The sequence below is a fragment of the Duganella sp. Root336D2 genome (genome assembly GCF_001425005.1).
In the GTDB taxonomy this organism is placed as follows: Bacteria; Pseudomonadota; Gammaproteobacteria; order Burkholderiales; family Burkholderiaceae_D; genus Rugamonas.
In genome coordinates, this window is sequence record NZ_LMDB01000036.1 from 127,168 (window position 1) to 143,126 (window position 15,959).

Genomic DNA, 15,959 nt, shown 5'->3' on the forward strand with positions numbered 1-15,959 from the left:
TTAAAACCTCGAAAAATAGATAAGGTAAATCATGACGGGGCAACTTAACCCAACCCTCCTTCTGGCCGTTCCGCTGGCGCCATTGGCAGGTTCCGCAATCGCGGGCCTGCTGGGCACCAAGTTCTTCGGCAATGTCGTCGGCCGCAAGGTGTCGCATAGCGCGACCATCCTGGGCGTGCTGATCGCTTTCCTGATCTCGTTCCAGACCCTGCTGCAGGTGATGGATGGCGCCACCTTCAACGGCGACATCTACCGCTGGATGACCGTGGGCAGCGTCAAGCTGGCCGTCGGTTTCCAGATCGACGCGCTGACGGCAATGATGATGAACGTGGTGACCTTCGTGTCGCTGATGGTTCACATCTACACCATCGGCTACATGGCTGAAGACGAAGGCTACAACCGCTTCTTCTCCTACATCTCGCTGTTCACCTTCTCGATGCTGATGCTGGTGATGTCGAACAACTTCCTGCAGCTGTTCTTCGGCTGGGAAGCTGTGGGCCTGGTGTCCTACCTGCTGATCGGTTTCTGGTACACCCGCCCGACCGCGATCTTTGCCAACATGAAGGCCTTCCTGGTCAACCGTGTGGGCGACTTCGGCTTCATCCTGGGCATTGGCCTGATCCTGGCTTACACCGGTTCCATGGACTACCAGGAAGTGTTCGCCAGGAAGGACGTGCTGGTCAACGGCACCCTGCCAGGCTTCGGCTGGGCGCTGATCTCGGTGGCCTGTATCTGCCTGTTCATCGGCGCCATGGGCAAGTCGGCGCAGTTCCCGCTGCACGTCTGGCTGCCTGACTCGATGGAAGGCCCGACCCCGATCTCGGCACTGATTCACGCGGCAACCATGGTTACCGCCGGTATCTTCATGGTGACCCGCATGTCGCCGCTGTTCGAAATGTCGGACGCCGCACTGTCGTTCATCCTGGTAATCGGCTCGATTACCGCGCTGTTCATGGGCTTCATGGGCATCATCCAGAACGACATCAAGCGCGTGGTTGCTTACTCGACCCTGTCGCAGCTGGGCTACATGACCGTGGCGCTGGGCGCCTCCGCCTACTCGGTAGCGGTGTTCCACCTGATGACCCACGCGTTCTTCAAGGCACTGCTGTTCCTGGGCGCCGGCGCTGTCATCATGGCGATGCACCACGACCAGGACATCCGCAATATGGGCGGCCTGAAGAAGTACCTGAAGATCATCTGGATTACCTCGCTGCTGGGCTCCCTGGCGCTGATCGGTACCCCGTTCTTCTCCGGCTTCTACTCGAAGGACATGATCATCGAAGCGGTGCATGCCACCCACCTGCCGGGCGCTGGCTTTGCCAACTTCGCCGTGCTGGCCGGCGTGTTCGTGACCGCGTTCTATTCCTTCCGTATGTACTTCGTCGTGTTCCACGGCCCGGAGAACTTCGGCAAGGAACACCACCACGACCACGATTCGCACCACGCTGACGAAGCCGAAGAGGACGACCACGGCCACCATGGCCTGGCTCCAGGCGAGAAGCCGCATTCGCCAGGCCTGGTAGTGACCCTGCCGCTGATCCTGCTGGCCATCCCGTCCGTCGTTATCGGCGCGATCGCGATCAAGCCGATGCTGTTCGGTGATTTCTTCAAGGACGTGATCTTCGTCGGCGAGAACCACGGCGCGATGGAAGCGCTGCACCACCACTTCACCGGCTGGGCCGAGATGGCGCTGCATTCGGTCATGACCCTGCCACTGTGGCTGGCGATTGCAGGCGTGGCTTCGGCTTACTACTGCTACATGGTCAATCCAAAGGTCCCTGCCTGGTTCTACGCGAAGTTCAAGTTCCTGCACACCCTGCTGGATAACAAGTACTACATGGACAAGTTCAACGAGGCTGTCTTCGCCAAGGGCGCACGCCTGCTGGGCGAGGGCCTGTGGGCAGCGGGCGACCGCGCCATCATCGATGGCCTGCTGGTGAACGGTTCGGCGAAGATGGTGGGCTGGTTCTCCAGCATCACCAAGGTGTTCCAGACCGGCTACATCTATCACTACGCCTTCGTGATGATCATCGGTATCCTGGGCTTCCTGGTGTACTTCCTGCCGTTTTGGCACGCTTAACAGCTGACGCAAAAGAGATAACAAATGCAGTCAACGATTAATACTCTACCTCCTTACCTCAGCCTGTCGATCTGGGTACCGATCGTCTTCGGCCTGATCGTACTGGCCATCGGCCGCGATTCGCGTGCCGGCATGGTGCGCGTGCTGTCGCTGGTAGGCGCCCTGGTATCCCTGGTGCCGACCATCCCGCTGATGACGCAGTTCGACAAAGCGGCGCATGGCATGCAGTTCGTCGAGAAGGCGGCCTGGATCGACCGCTTCAACATCTTCTACTCGCTGGGCATTGACGGCCTGTCGATGTGGTTCATCCCGCTGACCGCCTTCATCACCATCATCGTGGTGATCTCGGCATGGGAAGTGATCACCGAACGCGTGGCGCAGTACATGGGCGCTTTCCTGATCCTGTCGGGCCTGATGATCGGCGTGTTCGCCGCCATGGACGGCCTGCTGTTCTACTTCTTCTTCGAAGCGACCCTGATCCCGATGTACATCATCATCGGCGTCTGGGGTGGTGCCAACCGCATCTACGCAGCGTTCAAGTTCTTCCTGTACACCTTCTTCGGCTCGCTGCTGACGCTGGTTGCCATCATCTACCTGTACAACAAGTCCGGTAGCTTCAGCATCCTGGACTGGCACAAACTGCCGCTGACCATGGGCGAGCAGGTCGCGATCTTCTTCGCCTTCTTCATGGCCTTCGCCGTGAAGGTGCCGATGTTCCCGGTCCACACCTGGCTGCCGGACGTCCACGTGGAAGCGCCGACCGGCGGTTCCGCCGTGCTGGCCGCGATCATGCTGAAGCTGGGTGCCTACGGTTTCCTGCGATTCTCGCTGCCCATCGTGCCTGACGCGTCGCACAAGCTGGCTCCGTTCGTCATCGTGCTGTCGCTGATCGCCGTGATCTACATCGGCCTGGTGGCCCTGGTGCAGAAAGACATGAAGAAACTGGTGGCGTATTCGTCCATCGCGCACATGGGCTTCGTGACCCTGGGCTTCTTCATGTTCAACGAGATGGCAGTGCAGGGCGGTATCGTGCAGATGGTGTCGCACGGCTTCATCTCCGGCGCAATGTTCCTGTGCATCGGTGTACTGTACGACCGCATGCACTCGCGCCAGATCGCCGACTACGGTGGCGTCGTGAACAAGATGCCCAAGTTTGCCGCGCTGTTCATCCTGTTCTCCATGGCTAACTGCGGCCTGCCTGCCACCTCCGGCTTTGTGGGCGAGTTCATGGTGATCCTGGGCGCCGTACAGTTCAACTTCGTGACCGGTATCCTGGCGGCGACCGCCCTGATCTTCGGCGCGGCGTACTCGCTGTGGATGGCCAAGCGCGTGATCTTCGGCGCTATCACCAACCCGCACGTGGAAGAACTGACCGACGTTAACAACCGCGAGTTCCTGATGCTGGGCATCCTGGCGATCGCTGTGCTGGTGATGGGCCTGTACCCGGCGCCGTTCACGGACGTGATGCAGGTTTCCGTGGCTGACCTGCTGGCGCATGCTGCTCAAAGCAAGCTGCCAGTCGTGGCCCCTTGATTGCAGATAGGACCAAGTTTTCATGAATACCACTAACCTGATCCCGCTCTACGCAGAAGTCTTTCTGCTGATCGCCGCTTCGGCGATCCTGCTGATCGACATGTTCCTGGCAGAGGGCAAACGTGCGATCACTTACATGCTGACGCTGGCCACCCTGGTCGGCGCGGCCTTCTTCAGCTTTGCCGACTACACGGCCGGCAGCACGGTGTACGCGTTCTCGAACATGTTCATCAGCGACCCGATGGGCAACCTGCTGAAGCTGTTCTCCTACCTGGCCACGGCGATGACGCTGGTGTATGCACGCCAGTACTCCACCGACCGCGGCATGATGGGCGGTAACCTGGGCGGCGAGTTCTACGTCCTGGCGCTGTTCTCCCTGCTGGGCCAGATGGTGATGATCTCGGCCAACAATTTCCTGACCATCTACCTGGGCCTGGAACTGATGTCGCTGTCGCTGTATGCGCTGGTGGCCCTGCGCCGCGACGACGCCCGCGCGACCGAAGCTGCGATGAAGTACTTCATCCTGGGCGCGCTGGCTTCCGGCTTCCTGCTGTATGGCATGTCGATGCTGTACGGCGCGACCGGCTCGCTGGACATCTCGCGCGTGGCTGCCGTGGTCGGCTCCGGTACCGTCAACCCGACCATCCTGACCTTCGGCCTGGTGTTCGTGGTGGCTGGCCTGGCCTTCAAACTGGGCGCCGTGCCATTCCATATGTGGGTTCCGGACGTCTACCAGGGCGCCCCAACCGGCGTGACCCTGCTGCTGGGCGGCGCACCGAAGCTGGCGACCTTCGCCATCTGCGTACGCCTGCTGGTGGAAGGCATGCTGCCGATGGCATTCGACTGGCAGCAGATGCTGATGATCCTGGCCGTACTGTCGCTGGCTATCGGCAACCTGACCGCGATCGCACAGACCAACCTGAAGCGCATGCTGGCTTACTCCACCATCGCGCAAATGGGCTTCGTTCTGCTGGGCCTGATGGCAGGCGTCGTTGGCGGCCACGATACCACCCATGCTGCCGCTGCCTACTCGGCTTCCATGTACTACGCGATCACCTACGTGATGACCACTGTCGGCTCGTTCGGCCTGATCATGGTACTGGCGCGCCAGGGCTTCGAAGCGGAGGAAATCGACGACTTCAAGGGCCTGTCCAAGCGCAGCCCGGCCTACGCGCTGCTGATGTCCGTGCTGATGTTCTCGCTGGCCGGCGTGCCGCCGATGATGGGCTTCGCCGCCAAGTTCGCGGTGCTGCAATCGGTGCTGGCGGGCGGCGCCGTGTGGCTGACCGTGTTCGCCGTGATGTTCTCGCTGGTGGGTGCGTTCTACTACATCCGTATCGTGAAAGTCATGTGGTTCGACGAGCCGGCCGACAGCACTCCGCTGTCCGTCAACAGCGACAAGGGCATCGTGCTGGCACTGAACGGCCTGGCCGTTGTGGTGCTGGGCATGATTCCAGGCCCGCTGCTGAACGCCTGCATGGCAGCCATGCAGAAGACCCTGGCTTCCTGATAGATGGACGTCAATGCGTCATCCTGGCTGGTCATCCTGCTTGCAGTGGTGGCCGCCAACCTGCCTTTTCTGAATGAGAAGGCATTTGCCCTGGTTCCGCTGAGGGCCGCACGCAAGCCATTTTTGCTGCGGCTGGCGGAACTGGCAGTGCTGTATGTCGCCGTCGGCGGCATCGGCATCGCGCTCGAATCCCGCATCGGCACCGCGTTCCCGCAGAACTGGGAGTTCTACTGGGTCGCGGCTTTCGCCTTCCTGGTGTTTGCTTTTCCTGGCTTCGTGGTACGCTACCTGCGTAAACACCACCAGTAAACCGGTAAACCAGGGTCTGACCCAAGGGGCAGACCGCCAACGGTCTCAAAGCCGGAAGGATGGTTTTAGGCCTTTGACTTTTTGCGAAGATCAAAAGCACGCAACCAGCCCCCAGCCGTAAAACCGTTGAGGGTCGGACCCTTGGGTCCGACCCTGGTTTACCGGTTTTAAAAAGCAAACATGGACAAGCACCTAAAAGAAACCAAAATAGACGGCAGCATCGCCTACGACGGCGGCTTCCTCAAAGTACACCGCGACACGGTCAGCCTGCCCGACGGCAAGCACACCAAGCGCGAATACATCCGCCACCCGGGCGCCGTCGTGATCATCCCGGTGCTGGACAACGGCAAGGTGCTGCTGGAACGCCAATACCGCTATCCGAACGACCGCGTCTTCATCGAACTCCCTGCCGGCAAGATCGACCCGGGCGAAGACCCGCTGGCCTGCGCCATGCGCGAGCTGGAAGAAGAAACCGGCTACACAGCCACCGACTGGCAATTCGTCAGCACCATCCACAACGCTATCGCCTATTCGGACGAGCACCTGGACATCTACCTGGCGCGCGGCCTGAGCGCAGGCGAAGTGAAGCTGGACGACGGTGAATTCATCGAAACCATCACCGCCAGCGTGGACGAAATGCTGGACTGGGTCCGCGACGGCAAGATCACCGACGTCAAAACCGTGATCGGCGCCTTCTGGCTCGACAAGCTGCGCTCCGGCGCATGGAAGCTGGATTAAGGCCATGATCGGTTCGCGCAGCCTGTTGCTGGTTGGTGCCCTTGCGGCAAACCAGGCGCAGGCGGCGCAGGTTGAGCGCACCCCATTCCAGATCCGCTGCGAGGACACAATCAGCAAGACGGTCTCGGTGCTGTCGGCGCGCCAGAACGGCTACACCGTCAACACCCAGCTATCGTACAAGCAGCTTTCGGCGATGCGGACCGAAAAGATGCCCGCCACAGGCTATGTGCTGGGCCTGACCCGGACCGAGTCGCGCGTGCAGATCGGCCTCGATGGGCCGATGCTCACCGATCCGGCCAGCGGCTATGAATGCGTGGCGCCGCAGATCAAGGTGCAGCTGACGTATGCGCCGGTGCGCATCTACGTTGGCAACGAGTTCCCGCCCGGGACCTGCGGTTATGCCGAGATCCTGACGCACGAACTGCGGCACATGAATGCGTACATGGACCACCTGGTCAAGGTGGAAGAGGTCGTGCGGTCGGCGCTGGCCCGGCGTTTCGAAGCCAAGCCGCTGTATGCCCCGGCCGGCACCGCACGCTCGGCGCTGGCGCACGAGATCGACAGCGGCTGGCTGCCGTACATCAAGGCCGAAATGGCCAAGGTCGAAGTGCAGCAGGCGCTGATTGATTCGCCGGCCGAATACGCCCGCTTGAGCAAGGCTTGCAACGGCGAGATACAAACAATTTTACGGAAGTCACGTAGCAAAAAATGAAGCGATACTTCGCACTGATTCCTGCCGCCGGCGTTGGCGCCCGAATGGCTGCCGCCAGCCCGAAGCAGTACCTGCCGATCAACGGCGTGCCGATGCTGCAGCACACGCTGGACACCTTCCGCCAGAGCGAACTGATAGCGCACACCTATGTGGTGGTGAGCGCCGGCGACGGCTATATCGATTCCGTCACGCCCGAACTGGGCGTGACGGTCCTGCGCTGTGGCGGCGCCACGCGCATGGAATCGATCCTGAACGGCTTGCGTGCCATGCGCGCCCTGGTTGGCGACGACGACATGGTGCTGGTGCACGATGCCGCGCGCCCTGGCCTGACGACGGCCCTTGTTGCCAGGCTGATTTCCGCAGTCGGCGACCATGAAGGCGGCGGCCTGCTTGCGCTGCCGGTGGTTGACACGGTAAAGTCCACGCGCTCCGGCGCGTTGCAGACCACGCCGCGCGACGGGCTGTGGCTGGCACAGACGCCGCAGATGTTTTCCTATGCGCTGCTGTTGCGCGCCCTGGCGCAGGCGCCGGACCCGAACGCCATCACCGATGATGCCAGCGCGGTCGAGATGCTGGGCTTCTCGCCGAAGCTGGTGGAAGGCCATCCGCGCAATATGAAGGTGACGCTGCCGGCCGACATCGCCATCGCAGAAATGTATTTAGGACAGGATTCAAAATGACGCAACTCCCATTCCGTATCGGCCAGGGCTACGACTCGCACCGCCTGGTTGAAGGCCGCAAGCTGATTCTGGGCGGGGTCGAGATCCCGCACGAGCGCGGCCTGCTCGGGCACTCGGATGCCGACGCGCTGCTGCATGCGATCACCGACGCCATTCTCGGCGCGGCGGCGCTGGGCGATATCGGCAAGCATTTCCCTGACACGGCTGAAGAGTTCCGCGGCGCTGATTCACGCGTGCTGCTGCGCGAGGCGGCCAAGCGCGTGCGTGCCACCGGCTACGATATCGGCAATGTCGACTGCACCATCATCGCCCAGCGCCCGAAAATGGCGCCGCACATCGCCGGGATGGCAGCCAATATCGCCTCCGACCTGGGCGTGCCGGTTGGCCACGTGAACGTAAAAGCCAAGACCAACGAGAAGCTTGGCTATCTCGGGCGAGAAGAGGGCATCAACGCCGAAGCGGTTGCGCTGCTGGTGCTGTGCCAGGGAGCATAAGGCCATGACGGATCACCAGCCGCCGGACGATCCAGCGCCCGGCGCGCAGTTTGCCGCGTCACGCCTGCCGCCACTCCAGGCTTCGCGCAGCCAGGCTGCCGATGACGCTGCGCAGGCTGCAAAAGCCGAAGCGCGCGAGCGCCGCGATGCTGAGATGCGGGGCGTATCGTCGATGCAGGAAATGCGTGAGTCGATCCGCACTTCAGCCCGCGCCTTGCCGGCCATCGATGCCGTGCCGCGAGTTCGTCCCATGAGCGCAACCGCGTTTCGCACGCGCGCGCGTGAAGGCCTGCCATTCCTGATTCCCGGCGCGGTGGCGCGCTGGCCGATCTGCGCGCTCGGTCCCGAGGTTCTGCGAGAGCGCTTCGGCGACGTACATGTGCGGGCGCGGGTCGGCGACTACATCGGCACCGCATTTGCCCCGGACCGCGCAATGCTGGACACGACGATGCGCGAATACCTCGATCTCGCCGCAGTGACCGAAGGGTTGCCGCCATACCTTGGCAACCTTGAGCTGCGCGAGTTGAACAGCCTGTGCCACTGGCCGACATATTTTGAGAAGATGGGACCACCGCGCTTCTGGATCGGTCCTGCAGGAACCGTGACGCCGCTGCACAGCGACTTTGACGACAACATCTTTGCGCAAGTGTGGGGCACCAAGCGGATCTTTCTGTCGCCGCCGCACCACGATGAATTCCTCTACAGCCGCGAAGCGAACCCGGTCCTGTTCGGCAGCCCGTTCGACCCTGAATCCCCTGACTTCGAGCGCTACCCGCTGGCGCGCCAGGCTACGATGATCGAAGTGATCGTCCAGCCGGGCGACATGCTGTACGTTCCCGCTGGCTGGTACCATCAGGTTCGCGCGCTGACTTTCTCCCTTTCTTCCAACCGCTGGGCACGCGGTCTTCCATACGCATTGCACCGATAACTTTAAACTGCCATCCCAGTGGGCGCTCGTCAAATCCGAAGAATCAGTAGCTTACTTCCAGAATGCGGACGCACTTCGGGTCTTTTGCCGTGGTGCAGCGGAGTCGAACGGTCTCGCTATGGTCGAGGTGGAACCTGTTCGAATTGCAGATCTTCCAGCTGTGCGAACGGTCTTTAAGGCCGCCTGGAGCCACACGGCTTAGCTTTCATCGGTTGCTAGTTGCGCCCGTCGTAAGTGCTGCAGAACCATTCACATACCACACGCCACGCATGGGTTTCTGGTCAAGACTCCTGGGCAAAAATAGGGCTACTTTAATCTCCAGCACCGTTGAGGTAGTTCAGAAGGATTCGCATTCCTCCTTTGATCTCTTCGCGGGCGGGATTGCGCCCGTGGTACCGCAGAGTACCTCGTTCGAAGTCGCTAGCCTGCATTTCCGGACAATCTTCATCAAGAACATAAGTCAAGCAGGCTCGGCTGGAAGCCTGATTTTCCTGTCGGCGGCGCTGGGCGGTGTTGAGGTGGATCAGGTAAGATCGCGGGATGACTAGGGATACTTTTGATTACCGCGAGGTGGCGGTCGAGTCGGTCGAGGAATACGGCCGGGTGGTGGTGCGGGCGGTGAATGGGCAGGCGTTCAGCCCCGAGATGCGGGTCGAATGTTCGCGGCAATTGCGCGATACGGCTGTTTATCCGCTGGGCACCTGCTTCCTGGTGCTGGCGAAGATGACGGACCGCCTGGGCAGTGAGCCTTACCTGTATGTCTTCCACGGCGATCCGGTCAAGCTACTGGCGCCGGAGCAGCTGGAGACCTTCCTCAACGACCGCCGCCGCTTGCGGATTTAGGAGAACTTCGATGAAGCTTGCTATCGCCTCTTTGCTGGCAGTGCCTGCGCTGGCTTTGGCGCAGGTAGCCGATCCGCAGCCTGACGAGTTGCTGCAAATCGCTTTCCCGAAATGGAAGGATGAAGAGGGCGGGCGTGCGCAGTCCATTCCGACCAGCGCCGCGACGCGCGGCTGGAATGCAAAGCAGGGCAAGAAGCGCAATGTCATCGTGGTGCCGCGCCAGGCTGTGCGTGTCGCGCCGGACCGCATCGTGCTGCTGGCGACCCTGGTGCCGGCCGGAGACAGCGGTGATCCGCAAGTGGCGCATGGCACGCCCGTGGGCCTTGCTGCCTATACCTTCAAGCCCGGCAAGGATGGCTGGAAGGTTGCCAGGCGCCAGGAGCCGTTTGACCTGCAGGGTTATGAGGGGCGGGCGCAGATGGCCCTGGTACCATTGCCAGGAACTTCGCAGGCGCTGCAAGTCACTTGGGGTAGCTGCTGGCAAGGGCGCTGTGCAGACGCATTCGCGCTGTATGCAATCGGCGGCGATGGCGTGAAGGCGAAGCCGCTGTTGCGGCAGAAGATCAAGGGAAATAACCTGTATTCGCGACCCGATTGCGTCGAGCGCCTGAACGCGATCATGCAAGGCCTGCAGCCAGCCGATCCCGCCTACGCCGACGAGAAGGTGCCGCCGGGCTTGTGCTATGCCATCGAGGGGCGTTGGGATATTGGCAGCGCAGGCGCCCTGACGCTGCGCTTCGCCGGCGCGATGAGCAAGGCTGGAAAGGGCGGCAACGCGCCGGCCCAGCGCATCGACCAGGCGATGAAATTCGAATTCCGTGGCGGGCGTTACGTGCCCGTCTCCGGCAGCAACCCCGTTCCAGACGCTTAAACAAAAGGAGACCTACGTTGATCATGATCCGGGAAATTGACCACATCGTGCTGCGCGTCGTCGATGCCGACCGCATGATCCGCTTCTACACTGAGATTCTTGGCTGCACCATCGAACGACGCCAGGACGAGATTGGCCTGATCCAGCTGCGCGCCGGCAGTTCGTTGGTTGACCTGGTGCCGATCGATAAGAAACTGGGCAAGATGGGCGGCGCCGCGCCGGGCAAGGAAGGCCGCAATGTCGACCATTTCTGCTTCCGTGTCGAGCCGTTTGACGAAGCGGCGATCCGCGCCCATCTGACGGCGCATGACGTCGCCAATGGCCCATCCGAATCGCGCTACGGGGCGGAAGGCGAGGGGCCGTCGATCTACGTCAACGACCCGGAAGGCAACACCGTCGAACTGCGCGGCGCGCCTTACGCCGGCTGATTACTCGTCGTCGTCCTCGTCGTCTTTCTTGAGCTTCGAGGACTTGCGCGCTTCGTCGGCGGCCGCTTTCAGCTTGGCTGCATCGCCCATGAATTCATCCACGCTGTGGTCTTTGCTCTGGCGTACTTCCGGCGGCAGGATCACCGACATGTACAGCTCGTCGCGCAGGCGGCCGGCGTTTTCGTAGTTGCGCATCAGGATCAGGCCTGAAGCCAGCGCCAGGAACACCGCGCAAGAAGAAATGAAGGCGCGCGGCTTGTTTGGTTTGACCGTGCGCAGGTGGTGGTAGATCATCGCCACCAGGATCAGCATCACTACGTGGTTGCCATAGCGCGTGAATACTTCCGCCGACCAGGCATAGGCCAGCACGCTGCTCAAGGCTTTCCACGCGCCGATTGCCACCAGGCCGCTGCCGAGGATGAAGAGGTGGCGACCCAGGCGCGGGTGGCCGCCGAACAGGCGGTTGGCCAATGCCCAGACACCGCTCCACACCATGCCGGCGCCGATGCCGGTAACAATGACGAGCAGGTAGCGGATGGCCTGGAAGGCCCCGGTATCCGACAGCGCTTCGGTGACGGCGACGAACAGCGCAATCAATGCCATGCCGGCCAAGGCCGGCACGCCGCCCTCCCAGGCGTGCATGGTGGTGTCGGTGACTTCGGCTTCAACCGGGAAGGCCGCATCGCGTACGCGCAGGCGGGTGTGGCCGAGGCGGACCACGGTGGTGCCGTTGATCGGCAGCGAGGCATGGCGCTTGCCGTGTACCACAATCCCGTTCTGGCTCCCCACGTCGCGCATCACGAGCGCACCGTCTTCGGCCAGTTCAACTACCGCGTGGGTAGCGGCGGTATGCGCATCGTCGAGGATGAAATCGTTGTTGTAGCCGCGGCCGATGGTGATCGGCAGCTTGTCGACGCGGTGGCGATGCAGCACGTCGCCATTACGCGCCAGCGTCTCAATGAAGAATGGGCCGTTCATTTCTTGCCCCCGCGCGCCAGCGATTCGAGGAAGGCACGCGAGGCGCGCAGGCCGTTTTCATACGATACGCCGCGCGCATCGAGGCGGCTTTGCAGGTTCATTTTGCCTTCGTCGGTGCTGGAGGTCAGCAGGGCGAAGTCGTACAGGCCGTCGAACTTGCGATAGGCGCGCACGCACATCACGGCGCGCATCGGCAGGGTGCTGTTCTTGACGAATTGTTCGGTGCACATCGGGCCGGTCAGGCGCTTGTCTTTGTGGCTGCCGAAATTCTCGTTCTTGAACGAATTGCTGGACAGGACGGCGAAGCGCACTTCATCCAGGCCGGTGCTCTTCATGTACTGGTGCTGGATCTGCACCTGGCCGGTCTGCAGCGAGCCGGAGACGAACAGCGACGACTCCATCTGGCAGTTGGTGACTTCCACCGAGAACGAGTCGCGGTCATTGGAACGCCCCCAGCAGCGCATCTGTTCCGATTCGCGCACCGGGACCGAGTACGGCCCCATGGCCTTGGCGGACAGCGGCTTGTCCAGCAACTGGTCGATCATGGCCTTCTGGTGCACCAGCAGCTGCTGCGCGACGATGGCGGTGAAGTCCTTCGGCGGCTTGGCTTCCGGATCGACTCGCTTCAGCAGTTCCTGCGCGTAGCGGGCCGGAACCAGGAAGGACACCAGTTCGCCGTCCAGGCGCTTGGAAACGTTGATGCCGGCCACTGCGCCATCCACGGTCACGCTAGGGCCGCCGCTCATGCCGGCGTTGATCGGGCCGGTGAACATCAGCTGTTCGTAGAAGCTGCGCGCGATCACGCCGTTGAACGAACCTTCGGAGATGGCAAAGCCCAGGTCGAGCGGATTGCCGAGCGAGTAAAGATATTGGCCCTGCGTCAGCGTGACCGGCTTGTCGCCCAGCTTGAAGTAGCCGGTGCCGTAGCGGTTGACGCGCACCACGGCCAGGTCGTGCAGCACGTCCACCGCCAGCAATTCGATATTGCCGCGCTGGCCGGCGGTGTCGACCCATTCACCGGTGTAGGTGTCGGGGTCGAGCGCAAACTGCGAAACGACGTGGTAGTTGGTCAATACCAGGTTGGAGGTTCCGACCAGGAAGCCGGAACCCACCGAAGATTGGGTGCGGCCGGTTTTCAGCAGCGAGCGAACTTGCAGCAGGTCGGCCTTGGCGGCGGAATAGAGTTTTTGCGCAGTGCTCGATGGCGTTGGCAGGGCGACTGCATCGGGGGCGGTAGCCGGCGCCTGCTGGGCGTTGGCTGCCATGCAGCCCCAGGTCAAAGTCAGTAGTAAAGCCAGTTTAGTGAATTTCATCTAATCCTTCGACCGGGGGGAGTAAGGCGGGATTACAGTTCGCCGTCTTCGGCGGCAGGCGGCGTGACCGGGGTCATCATGTGCCCCAGCTTGAGCGCCTTGGTGTTCAGGTAGTGCTGGTTGAAGGCATTGCGGTTGACCAGCAGCGGCACCCGTTCGGCCACTTCGACGCCGAGCGTGCCCATGGCTGCGATCTTGCGCGGATTGTTGGTCATCAGTTTCAGGCTCTTCACGCCGAACTGTTTGAGCATCGGCTCCACCAGGGCGTAGTTGCGCTGGTCCGGCTTGAAGCCCAGTTGTTCGTTCGCTTGCACGGTGTCGGCGCCTTGCTCTTGCAGGCGGTAGGCGCGCATCTTGTTGATCAGGCCAATGCCGCGGCCTTCCTGGCGCAGGTAGAGCAGCACGCCGCGGCCTTCTTCGGCGATGCGTTTCAGCGCGCCTTCAAGCTGGGCGCCGCAGTCGCAGCGCTGGGAGAACAGGACGTCGCCGGTCAGGCATTCGGAGTGGACGCGCGCCAGCACTGGCTCGCCATTGCCGATATCGCCCAGCACCATGGCCAGGTGCTCCTTGCCGGTGGCGTGTTCGACGAAGGCATGCAGCGTGAACTGGGCCCACGGCGTCGGCAGGGCGCATGAAGTGACGTAGTCCAGGTCTTCTTTTACCGGTTGTTCTGCTACGGGCTGCATGATGCTCTTTCAATCTTTGTATTGTGGAACCCTGCAATCATAACAAAAAGCCGGTAAATCGGGGCCAGCCCCTTGGGATAGCCCCGACTAACCGGATTTAAGGCAGGTCAAACAGCAAGACTTCAACATTATCCGCGCCGGACAGCGTCACCGACTCCTCGCCTGTAATCTTGACAGCATCACCACCTTTCAACTCGCAGCCGTTGACGGTAATGGTGCCGCGGATCACGTGGACATAAGCCTGCCGCCCAGCGCCCAGCGTATGCACCGCAGCGCCGCCGCTATTCAGGATGGATGCATAGATAAAGGCATCCTGGTGCACCAGCACCGACCCGTCGCGCCCATCCGGCGAAGCAATCAGGCGCAGCGCACCGGTTTTGCTCTCCGGCGTGAAGTGCTTTTCCTCGTAACCAGGCTCGATGCCGCCTTGCGAAGGCTGGATCCAGATCTGCAGAAAATGCACGCCTTCCTTGTTCGAATGGTTGTATTCCGAGTGCCGCACGCCGGTACCCGCGGTCATGCGCTGCACGTCGCCGTAATGCAGGACCGAGCCATTGCCCATGCTGTCCTTGTGTTCCAGGGCGCCGCTCAGCACATAGGAGATGATTTCCATGTCGCGGTGGCCGTGGGTGCCAAAGCCCTGGCCAGGCGACACTTTGTCTTCGTTGATCACCAGCAGCGGACCGAAACCCACGTGTTTCGGGTCGTGGTAGTGGCCGAAGGAAAAGCTATGGCGGGAATCCAGCCAGCCAAAGTTGGCAACACCGCGGTCTTCAGATTTACGTACTTGCAACATATTTATCTCCTTGTGCGATAATTTCGATCAGATGTTTCGCAGTATATTCCTCGCTAATGGTGTTAAAAAGCGAATAATTTACCGTCTCATGATCGAAAAAATCGAATGCTCAGATTAAGCCTTGAAGCCCTGCAAATCGTGGACGCTATCGACCGTGGCGGTTCCTTTGCCGCTGCCGCGCGGGAGTTGTACCGCGTGCCGTCCACCATTTCCTATACGGTCGGCAAGCTGGAGGAGGAGCTTGGCGTGCAGGTGTTCGAGCGTTTCGGCCCGCGGGTCGCACTGACGCCGGCCGGCCACGAACTGCTGAAGGAGGGCCGCTACCTGCTGAAGGCGGCGGGCGACCTGGAGCAGCGCGTGCGGCGCGTGGCCTCCGGCTGGGAAACGGAATTGTCGGTAGGCCTGGACTCGATGTTCGGCGCGACCGTGCTGGCGCCGTACGTGCGCGCATTCTATGAAGCGACGCAGCAAACCCGCCTGCGCCTGGTGCAGGAAACGCTGGGCGGCAGCTGGGAAGCCTTGCTGGACCGGCGCGTCGATATCGCGGTTGGTGCGCCGGGGGATGGTCCTGCCGGCGGAGGGTATGTATCGCAGCCGATCGGCCAGTTGAAATGGGTATTCGCAGTCGCGCCGCAGCATCCGATGGCGCAGGCGCAGGGGCGCCTTTCGCGCAACGACTTGCAGCTCCATCGCGCCATTGCCACGGCCGATTCGGCGCGCCTGCTGGCGCCGCGCACCGTCGGCCTGGTGCTGGGACAGGACACGCTGACCGTGCCGACCATGCAGGCCAAGTTCGATTACCAGCTGGCGGGCCTGGGCTTCGGTTTCCTGCCCGAACGCTGCGCGCGCGAAGCGATTGCCGCCGGCCTGCTGGTGGAAAAGGAAGTGGAGGAGCCGAAACCGGACGAAACCTTTTACCTGGCCTGGCGCAGCGGCGAGTCCGGTGCGGCCTTGCGCTGGTGGCAGCAGCGCATGGCCGAACCGGGCTTGTTCGAGCGCCTGTGCGCCCACCTGCCGCGTACGCGCGAAACGGTGCTGGCTCCATAATATCTGCCATTCG

The 15,959-nt window shown here is 61.8% G+C and carries 17 protein-coding genes; 13 read left to right on the forward strand and 4 right to left on the reverse strand.

The window, feature by feature from the left end; all coding sequences use genetic code 11:
• The first annotated feature begins 31 nt into the window (after positions 1–31).
• The 12 genes from nuoL (at position 32) to ASD07_RS23155 (ending at position 11,126) form a co-directional block, all read left to right on the forward strand.
• Positions 32–2,080 carry an NADH-quinone oxidoreductase subunit L gene (gene nuoL, locus ASD07_RS23095; protein ID WP_055935683.1) on the forward strand — a complete coding sequence of 683 codons (2,049 nt, stop codon included), beginning with the start codon at positions 32–34 and terminating at the stop codon, positions 2,078–2,080.
• 24 nt (positions 2,081–2,104) lie between these two features.
• A complete protein-coding gene (locus tag ASD07_RS23100; RefSeq protein WP_055935686.1) occupies positions 2,105–3,613 on the forward strand; it encodes an NADH-quinone oxidoreductase subunit M in 1,509 nt (502 codons plus the stop codon).
• 22 nt (positions 3,614–3,635) lie between these two features.
• Complete coding sequence (nuoN, locus tag ASD07_RS23105) at positions 3,636–5,123, forward strand: NADH-quinone oxidoreductase subunit NuoN (RefSeq protein WP_055935688.1); 1,488 nt, start codon at positions 3,636–3,638, stop codon at positions 5,121–5,123.
• Between the two features lie 3 nt (positions 5,124–5,126).
• Complete coding sequence (locus tag ASD07_RS23110; RefSeq protein ID WP_055935691.1) at positions 5,127–5,432, forward strand: DUF2818 family protein; 306 nt, start codon at positions 5,127–5,129, stop codon at positions 5,430–5,432.
• A gap of 180 nt (positions 5,433–5,612) precedes the next feature.
• Entirely contained in the window at positions 5,613–6,170 is a 558-nt protein-coding gene (locus tag ASD07_RS23115) for an NUDIX domain-containing protein (RefSeq protein WP_055935694.1), read from the forward strand.
• A 4-nt stretch (positions 6,171–6,174) separates the two neighbouring features.
• A complete protein-coding gene (locus ASD07_RS23120; protein ID WP_055935697.1) occupies positions 6,175–6,882 on the forward strand; it encodes a hypothetical protein in 708 nt (235 codons plus the stop codon).
• Positions 6,879–7,562, forward strand: a complete 684-nt coding sequence (ispD, locus tag ASD07_RS23125) for a 2-C-methyl-D-erythritol 4-phosphate cytidylyltransferase (RefSeq protein WP_055935700.1) — start codon at positions 6,879–6,881, stop codon at positions 7,560–7,562. The genes ASD07_RS23120 and ispD overlap by 4 nt, the downstream gene beginning before the upstream one ends.
• Positions 7,559–8,056: a 2-C-methyl-D-erythritol 2,4-cyclodiphosphate synthase gene (gene ispF / locus ASD07_RS23130; RefSeq protein WP_055935703.1), complete on the forward strand. Its 498-nt coding sequence runs from the start codon at positions 7,559–7,561 to the stop codon at positions 8,054–8,056. Before ispD ends, ispF begins: the two co-directional genes overlap by 4 nt.
• Positions 8,057–8,060: 4 nt before the next feature.
• A complete protein-coding gene (locus ASD07_RS23135) occupies positions 8,061–8,984 on the forward strand; it encodes a cupin-like domain-containing protein (RefSeq protein WP_055935706.1) in 924 nt (307 codons plus the stop codon).
• 540 nt (positions 8,985–9,524) lie between these two features.
• Positions 9,525–9,827, forward strand: a complete 303-nt coding sequence (locus ASD07_RS23145) for a hypothetical protein (protein ID WP_055935710.1) — start codon at positions 9,525–9,527, stop codon at positions 9,825–9,827.
• 10 nt (positions 9,828–9,837) lie between these two features.
• Positions 9,838–10,698, forward strand: a complete 861-nt coding sequence (locus tag ASD07_RS23150; protein WP_055935713.1) for a hypothetical protein — start codon at positions 9,838–9,840, stop codon at positions 10,696–10,698.
• Positions 10,699–10,715: 17 nt separating this feature from the next.
• Entirely contained in the window at positions 10,716–11,126 is a 411-nt protein-coding gene (locus tag ASD07_RS23155) for a VOC family protein (protein ID WP_200953844.1), read from the forward strand.
• On the opposite strand, the gene ASD07_RS23160 is transcribed toward ASD07_RS23155, so the two are convergent.
• The 4 genes from ASD07_RS23160 to ASD07_RS23175 all read right to left on the reverse strand — a co-directional run bounded on the left by ASD07_RS23160 (position 11,127) and on the right by ASD07_RS23175 (position 14,899).
• Positions 11,127–12,104, reverse strand: coding sequence for an FHA domain-containing protein (locus ASD07_RS23160; RefSeq protein ID WP_055935716.1), 978 nt, complete (start codon positions 12,102–12,104; stop codon positions 11,127–11,129). It lies immediately after the preceding gene.
• The gene (locus ASD07_RS23165) at positions 12,101–13,417 is read right to left on the reverse strand and encodes a serine protease (protein WP_055935719.1); all 1,317 of its coding nucleotides are present in this window, start codon (positions 13,415–13,417) and stop codon (positions 12,101–12,103) included. The genes ASD07_RS23160 and ASD07_RS23165 overlap by 4 nt, the downstream gene beginning before the upstream one ends.
• Positions 13,418–13,449: 32 nt before the next feature.
• Positions 13,450–14,103, reverse strand: a complete 654-nt coding sequence (ribA, locus tag ASD07_RS23170) for a GTP cyclohydrolase II (protein ID WP_055935722.1) — start codon at positions 14,101–14,103, stop codon at positions 13,450–13,452.
• A 97-nt stretch (positions 14,104–14,200) separates the two neighbouring features.
• Entirely contained in the window at positions 14,201–14,899 is a 699-nt protein-coding gene (locus ASD07_RS23175) for a pirin family protein (RefSeq protein WP_055935725.1), read from the reverse strand.
• Between the two features lie 105 nt (positions 14,900–15,004).
• On the opposite strand from ASD07_RS23175, the gene ASD07_RS23180 reads away from it, so the two are divergent.
• The gene (locus tag ASD07_RS23180) at positions 15,005–15,946 is read left to right on the forward strand and encodes a LysR substrate-binding domain-containing protein (protein WP_055935728.1); all 942 of its coding nucleotides are present in this window, start codon (positions 15,005–15,007) and stop codon (positions 15,944–15,946) included.
• The last annotated feature ends 13 nt before the right edge of the window (positions 15,947–15,959 follow it).